Annotated in this window: 9 protein-coding genes; 5 read left to right on the forward strand and 4 right to left on the reverse strand. The window is 69.7% G+C overall.

What is annotated here, in order from left to right:
* Positions 1–348 precede the first annotated feature (348 nt).
* On the reverse strand, positions 349–1,137 hold the full coding sequence (locus ACWDU1_RS24965) for an isoprenyl transferase (RefSeq protein ID WP_450002036.1): 789 nt from the start codon (positions 1,135–1,137) through the stop codon (positions 349–351).
* 333 nt (positions 1,138–1,470) lie between these two features.
* On the opposite strand from ACWDU1_RS24965, the gene trhA reads away from it, so the two are divergent.
* Together trhA and ACWDU1_RS24975 are read left to right on the forward strand one after the other, a co-directional pair.
* A complete protein-coding gene (trhA, locus tag ACWDU1_RS24970) occupies positions 1,471–2,139 on the forward strand; it encodes a PAQR family membrane homeostasis protein TrhA (protein WP_450002051.1) in 669 nt (222 codons plus the stop codon).
* 65 nt (positions 2,140–2,204) lie between these two features.
* A complete protein-coding gene (locus ACWDU1_RS24975; protein ID WP_450002038.1) occupies positions 2,205–3,734 on the forward strand; it encodes an adenylate/guanylate cyclase domain-containing protein in 1,530 nt (509 codons plus the stop codon).
* Between the two features lie 29 nt (positions 3,735–3,763).
* Here ACWDU1_RS24975 and ACWDU1_RS24980 read toward each other — a convergent pair whose 3' ends face one another.
* Positions 3,764–5,809 carry a thioredoxin domain-containing protein gene (locus ACWDU1_RS24980; RefSeq protein WP_450002039.1) on the reverse strand — a complete coding sequence of 682 codons (2,046 nt, stop codon included), beginning with the start codon at positions 5,807–5,809 and terminating at the stop codon, positions 3,764–3,766.
* Between the two features lie 78 nt (positions 5,810–5,887).
* Here ACWDU1_RS24980 and ACWDU1_RS24985 point away from each other — a divergent pair, with 78 nt between their 5' ends.
* Together ACWDU1_RS24985 and ACWDU1_RS24990 are read left to right on the forward strand one after the other, a co-directional pair.
* A complete protein-coding gene (locus ACWDU1_RS24985) occupies positions 5,888–6,283 on the forward strand; it encodes a hypothetical protein (RefSeq protein WP_450002041.1) in 396 nt (131 codons plus the stop codon).
* Between the two features lie 79 nt (positions 6,284–6,362).
* Positions 6,363–6,761, forward strand: a complete 399-nt coding sequence (locus tag ACWDU1_RS24990; RefSeq protein ID WP_450002043.1) for an NUDIX hydrolase — start codon at positions 6,363–6,365, stop codon at positions 6,759–6,761.
* Between the two features lie 57 nt (positions 6,762–6,818).
* Here the strand turns inward: ACWDU1_RS24990 and ACWDU1_RS24995 are convergent, their stop codons facing one another.
* Positions 6,819–7,121, reverse strand: coding sequence for a hypothetical protein (locus ACWDU1_RS24995; protein WP_450002045.1), 303 nt, complete (start codon positions 7,119–7,121; stop codon positions 6,819–6,821).
* Complete coding sequence (gene mca / locus ACWDU1_RS25000) at positions 7,121–7,987, reverse strand: mycothiol conjugate amidase Mca (RefSeq protein ID WP_450002047.1); 867 nt, start codon at positions 7,985–7,987, stop codon at positions 7,121–7,123. The genes ACWDU1_RS24995 and mca overlap by 1 nt, the downstream gene beginning before the upstream one ends.
* Positions 7,988–8,108: 121 nt before the next feature.
* Here mca and ACWDU1_RS25005 point away from each other — a divergent pair, with 121 nt between their 5' ends.
* Positions 8,109–8,621: a DUF4307 domain-containing protein gene (locus ACWDU1_RS25005; protein WP_450002049.1), complete on the forward strand. Its 513-nt coding sequence runs from the start codon at positions 8,109–8,111 to the stop codon at positions 8,619–8,621.
* Positions 8,622–8,752 lie beyond the last annotated feature (131 nt).

Here is an 8,752-nt window from a genome sequence, read left to right on the forward strand (position 1 = left end):
TGACAGCAGACGCGGGCCGAACCCTTTGTGGGCCTCGCTGAACTCGGCGCCGAGGAGGTGACCCATTCTCTGGTTGAGCCGGATACGGATCGGAACCGGTGGTGTCGCTGGTACCGGACCCGAGGTGCCGGGGTGACGCTGGTACTGGATCCGAGTGTGGCGTAGGGCGGGGCCGGGGTCGCGGGGGTCTTGCGTTTTATCCGGATGGTCGCATCCGTCAAGGGTGGGGCCCGCCCGGTTCTGGAGCGATCAGAGGGAGGGAGCGCAGCGACCGACCGGCGGGAGTGAAGAACCGGGTTAATAGGGCCCCACCCTCGAGCGCCGGAGGCGCTCCAAAATTACAGCAACTCATGTTCCATAACGTCGGTGGCGGGCGGCGTAGTCGCGGAGGGCGCGTAGGAAGTCGACCCGGCGGAATTCGGGCCAGTAGACCTCGGTGAACCAGATTTCGGAGTAGGCGCTCTGCCAGAGCAGGAAGCCGGAGAGGCGTTGTTCGCCGGAGGTGCGGATCACCAGGTCGGGATCGGGCTGGCCGGAGGTGTAGAGGTGCTGGCCGATCGCGTTGACCGTGATCGACTGGACCAGGTCCTCGCCGGTTTCCCCGGCGGCGATCTCTTGGCGGACCAGCTGGCGGACGGCGTCGGCGATTTCTTGGCGGCCGCCGTAGCCGATGGCGACGTTGACGTGGGTTCCGGTGCTCTCGCGGGTGCGTTCGGTGGCGGCGCTCATCCGCTTGGCGACGAGATCGGGGAGGCCGTCGAGGGTGCCGACGATGCGGACCCGCCAGTTCTGTTCCGGGGCGGCGAGCTCTTCGACGACGTCGGTGATGACTTCGAACAGGGTTTCCAGTTCTTCCTGGCCGCGGCGCAGGTTCTCGGTGGAGAGCAGGTACACGGTGACCAGCTCGATCCCCTCGGCCTGACACCAGCTGACCAGTTCGGCGACCTTGAGGGCGCCGACGCGGTGCCCGTGGGTGATATCGGTGAACCCGTTCTCCCGGGCCCAGCGGCGGTTGCCGTCACACACCACGGCGACGTGGCGGGGATGCTGTTTGTCCGCAAGCTGCTTGGCCAGACGGGCCTCGTAGACGCGATACGGAAAGCCCCGCAGCCGACTCGGAAATTCCACGACGCCCAACAGTACGCCTTTTCCGGGTTTCCTCTGTACTTGTGGGCGACGCGGTCCGCGCCCGCCCGGCGCGGCGAGCCGGTAGAGTGACAACCGAAAAACCTACGCTTGCGTAGGTTACCCGCCGGTTCGGAATCCGCCCCCGGCAGCGCGACGAGGCGCCGCCCGGGAGCAGGGGCATCCGTCCGGCCCCGCGCCGCGTGAACGGCCCGCACTGTCGACCCAGGAGGTTCCGTGTCCGACTCGGCCCCCACCGCCCCGCACCCGGATTCCGGCGACGGCCTGCCACCGGATACCGCGCTCGGCCAGGCGCCGCCGCTCGACACCGCGGTCGAGGACCCGATACCGAATCCGGCCGATTCGCTCGCCGTTCTGACCAAGCCCCGGATGCGCGGCTGGATACACACCTGGGCCACCGGGTTCGCGGCACTGGCGGTGATCGTGCTGGTCGCCGCCGCGACGACGGTATCGGCGACCGCGGTCGTGGCCACCCTGATCTACGGGCTCACGATCTGCGCGCTGTTCGGGGTGAGTGCCACCTACCACCGGATCACCTGGACGACGGTCCGCGCGCGGGTCCGGATGAAACGCGCCGACCACTCGATGATCTTCCTGTTCATCGCCGGTACCTACACCCCGTTCGCACTGCTCGGCCTGCCGGGGCGCACCGGCCGCATTCTGCTGGTGGTGGTCTGGGCGGGGGCGCTGGCCGGTGTCGCGCTGAAACTGCTGTGGCCGCAGGCCCCGCGCTGGGTGGGTGTCCCGCTGTATCTGCTGCTCGGCTGGGCGGTCGTCCCGGTGGGCGGCGAATTGTACCGTTCGGTCGGACTGCCCGCGGTGATCCTGCTGGTCGCGGGCGGGCTCGCCTACAGCGTGGGCGCGGTGCTCTACGCCACCCGCTGGCCCAATCCGTGGCCCGGCGTCTTCGGCCACCACGAGTTCTTCCACGCCGCGACCGTGCTCGCGGCGCTGTGTCATTACGCGGCCGTATGGCTGGTGCTACTCGGCTAGGCTGCTCTTTCGTGTCCCTCGATACCGGCCGCCTGCGCCATCGCGGCCACGGCGGGTAGCTCGGCATGACCGATATCACCGGGCGGCTCCGGCCCCGCTCCGGAGCCCTCGCGCGGCTCATGCTGTGGTCCGTGCGGGCCCGCTGGGGGCTGGCGACGATGGTGATCGCCGCCCATCTCAGCGGTCTGGCGGTGATCGCCACCCAGCTCATCCTCATCGGATTCCCCGGCCGGCTCGGCGACGACCTGGCCCGCGGCCTGATCACCGTTTCGATCTACCCGGTGGTCGCCTTCCTGATCGGCATCGGCCTGGCGATCCGCGACCGGGACGCCTACTTCGCCTGGTTCGACCGTTCCGGTAAGCCGACACCGGAGGAGGCCCGGCGGCTACTGCATCTGCCCGCCGGAGTGACCATGCGGTCGCTGGTGATGTGGGCGCCGGGGGTCGTACTCTCGGCGACCCTGCTGGCCCGTTTCACTCCGGAGAACGATTTCACCGTCCTGCTGGCCATGTTCACCATCGGTGGCCTGGAATCGGCGGGCCTGACGTATCTGATCGTCGACCGGTTGATCCGCCCCGTGGTCCCCATCGTGGCCGGTGTCCTCGGCGCGACCATGCACTGGAGCTCCTCGGTCTTCGCCCGGGTCGTGCTGGCCTGGGCGGTATCCGGCGCGATGCCGCTGAGCGCGCTGATCGTGGTGCTGGCCGATCCGGCCACCACCGAGGATCACCGCATCCGCACCGGCATCTACCTGGCCGCCATCAGTCTGGCCGTGGGGGTGCTCGCCACCGCCGCGCTGGCCCGCGCGGTGGCGACACCGCTGCGGATGCTGCGGATCGCGGTGGACCGGATCACCCGGGGCGATCTGGATGTCCGGGTGTCGGTGGGCAGCGCCAGCGAGATCGGCCGGCTGGAGCATTCGGTCAACGAGATGTCGGCCAACCTGCGCGAACGTCTGCGGATGCGGGATGTGTTCGGCCGTCACGTCGGTGAGGAGGTGGCCGAACGGGCCTTGGCGGGCGGAGTCGATCTCACCGGCGACGTCCGTGAGGTGTCGGCGCTGTTCGTCGATGTCACCGGTTCGGTCGCGATTTCCACCGGACTGCCACCGCAGGAGTTCGTCGCCAAACTCAACCGGCTGCTGGCCACCGTGGTCGCCGCCACCGAGGACAACGACGGCCTGGTCAACAAGTTCGAGGGCGATGCCGCCCTCTGTATCTTCGGCGCCCCGATCGCACTGGCGGACAACGCGACACCCGCCCTGCGCGCGGCGCGGCGCATCCGGGACGAGGTGCTGGCGGCGGGCGAACTCGATATCGGGATCGGGGTGGCGCGCGGGCGGGTCTTCGCCGGCGATGTCGGCACCGATACCCGCCGGGAGTTCACGGTGATCGGGGACGCGGTGAACGCGGCGGCCCGGCTCACCACCCGGGCCAAGGAGGTCCCGCGGCGGATCCTGGTCTCACAGAGCGTGATCGACGCCGCCGACGCGAACGAACGGGCCCGCTGGGAAAAGTACGGGGCCGTCGCGCTGCGCGGTATCAGTGAGCCGGCGCCCTCGTGGACCGATATCGCCCGGGAGCCACCGCCGTAGTTCCTGGCACGCCCCGCCCGCGCGACCGGTCAGACGGCCGGCCGGGTCAAGGCCGCACGCAACTCCTCCGGTGTGGTCACCGGCAGGTCGCATACCGTCCCGCGGCAGACATAGGCCGCCGCGGTGTCCTCGGCGGGCGGCCGGGCGGCCAGCAGCGGAACCGTATCCGCGGCCGCCCGGATCACGATCGTCCCGCCGGGCGCGTGGGCGCGTGTCGCGGCCAGCAACTCGGTATCGCCCACCGGCTCCTCACCCGGCGTGATGGCGATCGCGACCTGCAGCGGCCCCCGCAGCGCAGCCTCGGCGACGGTGAGCCACTGCCCGGCCGACCGCGGTGCCTTCGCCAGCACCACCGCGCCGCGCGCGAGGGTCTGCTCGGCCAGCTCGCGGTAGCGGCCCGCCCGCTCGGGTTCGACGACGGCGGCGGCCGTCAGCAACGCCTCGGCCAGTACCGAAGCCCCGGCGGGGGTCGCGCCGTCGACGGGGTCGCGGGGGCGGGTGATCAGGGTTTCGGCGTCGTCGGCGGTATCGAACCAGCTGCCGGGTTCCGCGGGATCGGCGAAATGGGTGATCGCGGCATCGAGGACCCGGTGGATATCGGGCAGCCAGCCCGCCGACCCGGAGTACTGGTGCAGCGCCAGCAGCGCGGTCGCCAGCCACGCGTAGTCCTCGAGCACACCCGGCGCGGCCCCCGGTACTCCGCCGAGCGCGGCGCGCAGAACCCGGTCGCCGACCATATGACCGTCCAGGATCACCCGGGACAGCTCGTGGGCGGCGTCGAACCAGTCGCGGCGGTCCAGGGCGTGGGCGGCCTCGCAGAGGGCGGTGACGGCCATGCAGTTCCAGGCGGTCACCGCCTTGTCGTCGCGGTCGGGCTGCGGACGCCGGGCGCGGGCGGCACGCAGCGCGGTGCGGGCACGTTCGAAACGCTCGGGCTCCTGCGGGTCGTGTGCCAGGGTGAGCACCGAACTGCCCTGTTCGAAATTCCCCGCCGTCGTGACGCCGAAGACCTCACCGGCCCAGGCGCCCTCGATCGGACCGAGCTCACCCACCAGTTCGGCCGGATTCCAGACGTAGGTGGCGCCCTCGACACCGGGCAGGCCCGGTTCCACATGGGTGTCGGCGTCCAAGGCGGAGGCCAGGCCGTGCGCGGTGGCCAGATCGTCGAACAGGAAAGACACCAGCTCCTCGGTGATCCGGCGCGGCAGCGGATCGCCGGGGGTGCGGCGGGCGAGGTGGGCGTAGAACCGCAGCAGTTGCGCGTTGTCGTAGAGCATCTTCTCGAAATGCGGGACGACCCAGGCCGCGTCCACCGAGTACCGGGCGAATCCGCCGCGCAACTGGTCGTAGATACCGCCGCGGGCCATCGCCTCCGCGGTCCGGTCCACCACCGCGCGGACCTCGGCGTCGCCGGTGCGTTCCCAGCTGCGCAGCAGCCCCTCCAGCAACGCGGCCGGCGGGAACTTCGGCGCCCCGCCGAAACCGCCGTGCGTCGCGTCGAAATCTCCGACCACCGCGGCTACGGCGTGGTCGAGCAGTTCGGCGGTGACGGTCAGTTCGGAGCGCGGGATACCGCCGGACTGGGCACGCAGCGCCTCGGCGACCTGTTCGGAGGCGGTGTCGACGTCGGCGCGGCGGTTACGCCAGGTATCGGTGATCGCGGTGAGCAGCTGGGTGAACGAGGGCATCCCGCCGCGGGGCACCTTCGGGTAGTAGGTGCCGCAGTAGAACGGTTCCCCGGACGGGGTGAGAAAACAGGTCATGGGCCAGCCGCCCTGCCCGGTCATGGCGACGGTGGCATTCATGTACACCGCGTCCAGATCCGGGCGTTCCTCCCGGTCCACCTTGATACAGACGAACTCGTCGTTCATCTGCGCCGCGGTGGCCTCGTCGGCGAACGATTCGTAGGCCATCACATGACACCAGTGGCAGGACGCGTACCCGATGGAGAGCAGGATCGGGACGTCCCGCGCCGCGGCCTCCGCCAGCGCGTCGGCATCCCATTCCCGCCAGTGCACCGGGTTGTCCGCATGCTGACGCAGGTACGGGGAGGTAGCACTTCCGAGCCGGTTCACCACTCCACCCTCTCACGCGCACGGCCCACCTGCCGAGCCCCGCGGGCGCCGGAGCCCACCGAGTGCCAGGGTGGAATCGTGGATATCGACGAGGCGGTCAGAGGAGCGCGGCTCCTCGCGGCCGATATCGAGGCTTCCCTCGGGCTGCGGGCACGGGTGGAAACCGAATACCCCGATGACTGGCGGGAGTTCCATGAGGAGATCGGACGGTCGGCACCCGCCGCGTGGGTGAGCATCTCGATACCGCAAGCGGGCACCTCCGCCGCCCTCGATCCGACCGAATCGCAGAGCAGCTCGGGGGAAGGCTTCGCGATGGAGCTGGCACGAATCATTCAGGACGACATACAAATTCACCTGAAAGAGCCGTGGCCCAGGGATCGCACCCGGTCCGGCTCATCGCTGGAACCGGCCGAAACCGGTTGGCGGAGCCAGGGGGAGCAAGCAGAGACCGTTCCCTACGGCCGGTTGAAATGACGGCCCGCGGGATTCGGGTTCCCCGCGGGCTCGCTCACCTGCCGGGCGCCGCGCGCAACCCCTCTCCTACCGTGAACGGGTGATCAGAACCGCCGCCCTGGCCCATATCCGCGACCGTCGCCTGATCCAGACCCGATCGGCCGGAAAAACCGTGTTCTATATGGCGGGCGGCAAGATCGATCCCGGCGAGAGCGCACTACAGGCGCTGCACCGGGAGGTCCGCGAAGAGCTCGGGGTGGACGTCGACGGGGTGACCGAACTCGGTGTCTTCCGCGCCGAGGCATACGGGCACGCCGCCGGAACGCAGTTACATATGACGTGCTTCCTGGCCGATATCAGCGAGGAACCGCGACCCGCGAGCGAGATCGCCGAGTTCCGCTACTTCACCGGCGGCGAATACGCGGCGATGCCCGAAGTCGCGCCGGGTTCCCTGCTGGTGTTCCGCCGGCTGCACGAATTGGGCCTGATCGACTGGTGACCGCCCGCCCGGGCGAACCGGCCGCTCGCCGGAGGACCGGTCCGCGGCCGGACGACGCTAGGTGGACCGCTCGCCGTCGCCGGAGGCGCCGTTGGTGGTCGACTCCGGTCGCCGGGCGACACCGTGCTCGGTGCCTTCGTCGGCCTCCTGATCCGGTTCCGGATGTTCGGGCTCGAAGGTCTCCGGCAGGTTCTTCAGATGTTTGTTCATCGAACGGACCAGCAGGAACGTGCCGGCCAGCAGGATCAGGACGACGGCCAGCCCTAGCGGCGAGGCCTTGCCGAACTCCGGGCCGGTCGGGGTGCCGGGAGTCTGCGCCAGCAGCGTGGCGGTGAGGGCGGGAAGCTGGGACACCGGCATCAGCGGTGCTCGTCGGTGATGCCGGCGAACAGGTCCGTTTCCGGGATATCCGTGCGGACCCGGGTCTTGGCCAGTTCGAACTCCTCGGTCGGCCACAGCCGCTGCTGCATCTCCAGCGGAATGGCGAAGAACGCGCCGTTCGGGTCGACCTGGGTGGCGTGCGCGCGCAACGCGTCGTCGCGGCGCGGGAAGTACTTACCGCATTCGACCTGGGTGGTGACCCGGGCCATGATGTCGCCGCGCTCCACCGCGTACTTACGCGACCGGTCCAGCCATTCCTGCAGCGGGAACGGTTCACCCATCTTCGCGAACTCCTCGGCGAACACCTCCATCCGGCGGATGGTGAACCCGTGGTCGTAGTACAGCTTCAGCGGCGTCCACGGGGCGCCCGCGCCGGGAAACTTCTCCGGGTCTCCGGCGGCCTCGTACGCCGCCACCGATACCTCGTGGCATCGAATGTGGTCGGGGTGCGGATAGCCGCCCATCTCGTCATAGGTGGTGATGACATGCGGTTTGAACTCCCGCACCACCCGCACCAGCGCCTCGGTGGCCACCTCCAGCGGAACCAGCGCGAACGAATCCTCCGGCAGCGGCGGCAGTGGATCGCCCTCGGGCAATCCCGAGTCGATGAAACCGAGCCAGGTCTGCCGTACTCCCAGCGCGTCGGCCGCGGCGGCCATCTCTTCGCGCCGGATCTCGTTCATGCGCTCCAGCACACCCGGCGTATCCATCGCGGGGTTGAGGATGCTGCCACGTTCACCGCCGGTCAGCGTGACGACCAGGACATCATGTCCCTCGTCGGCGTACCTCGCGGTGGTGGCACCGCCCTTGCTGGATTCGTCGTCGGGGTGTGCGTGCACCGCCATGAGGCGAAGGCCACTCACTTCTCGTTCACCGTCGCTCTCGGTCGCGGGTGGTCGGACTCCATTACCTATAGTTCCATCTGGACCGATTCTGTTCCGACCTACCCCCCGGGAGCACGAAATCATGACCGAGCCCACGCCGGAAACCCCGCACACCGGTGCGACGGCGGCTACCGGGGGCCCGGACACCGGCACCGCGACCACGCCGGAAACCGCCGCCGACCGGTACGCCGACCGGTACGGACACACCCGCGGCGGCCGATCGAATCTGCGCCGCTGGGGGGCCGCGCTCACGGTCGCGGTGGTGCTGGCCGGTATCGGTGTCGCCTACCTCGGCTGGAGACAATTCGGCCCGAAGGACATCGAATCCGAGCAACTCGGCTACACGGTGATCGACGACTCCTCGGTGGAACTACGTCTCCGGCTGACCCGCGCCGACCCGACGCGACCGGTGGTCTGCGTGGTCCGGGCCATGGCCCGCGACCTCACCGAGGTGGGCCGCCGGGAGGTGGTGGTCGAACCCTCGCCCGGGGAGGAAACGGTCAAGGTGAGCACGGTGATCGAGACCGGTGAGCCGCCCTCGTCCGCCGCGATCTACACCTGCACCGATGATGTCCCGGGTTATCTGAAGCAGTGATTCGGAGCGGGCTCCGCCGGGGAGGGGGTTTGGATGTGCCCCTCCGCGAAGGGGCGGGCTGTGATTTTGGAGCGGCTCCGCCGCTCGAGGGTGGGGCCCCTGTAGCCCGGTTCTTCACTCCCGGCGGTCGG

The sequence above is a fragment of the Nocardia sp. NPDC003345 genome (genome assembly GCF_053589395.1).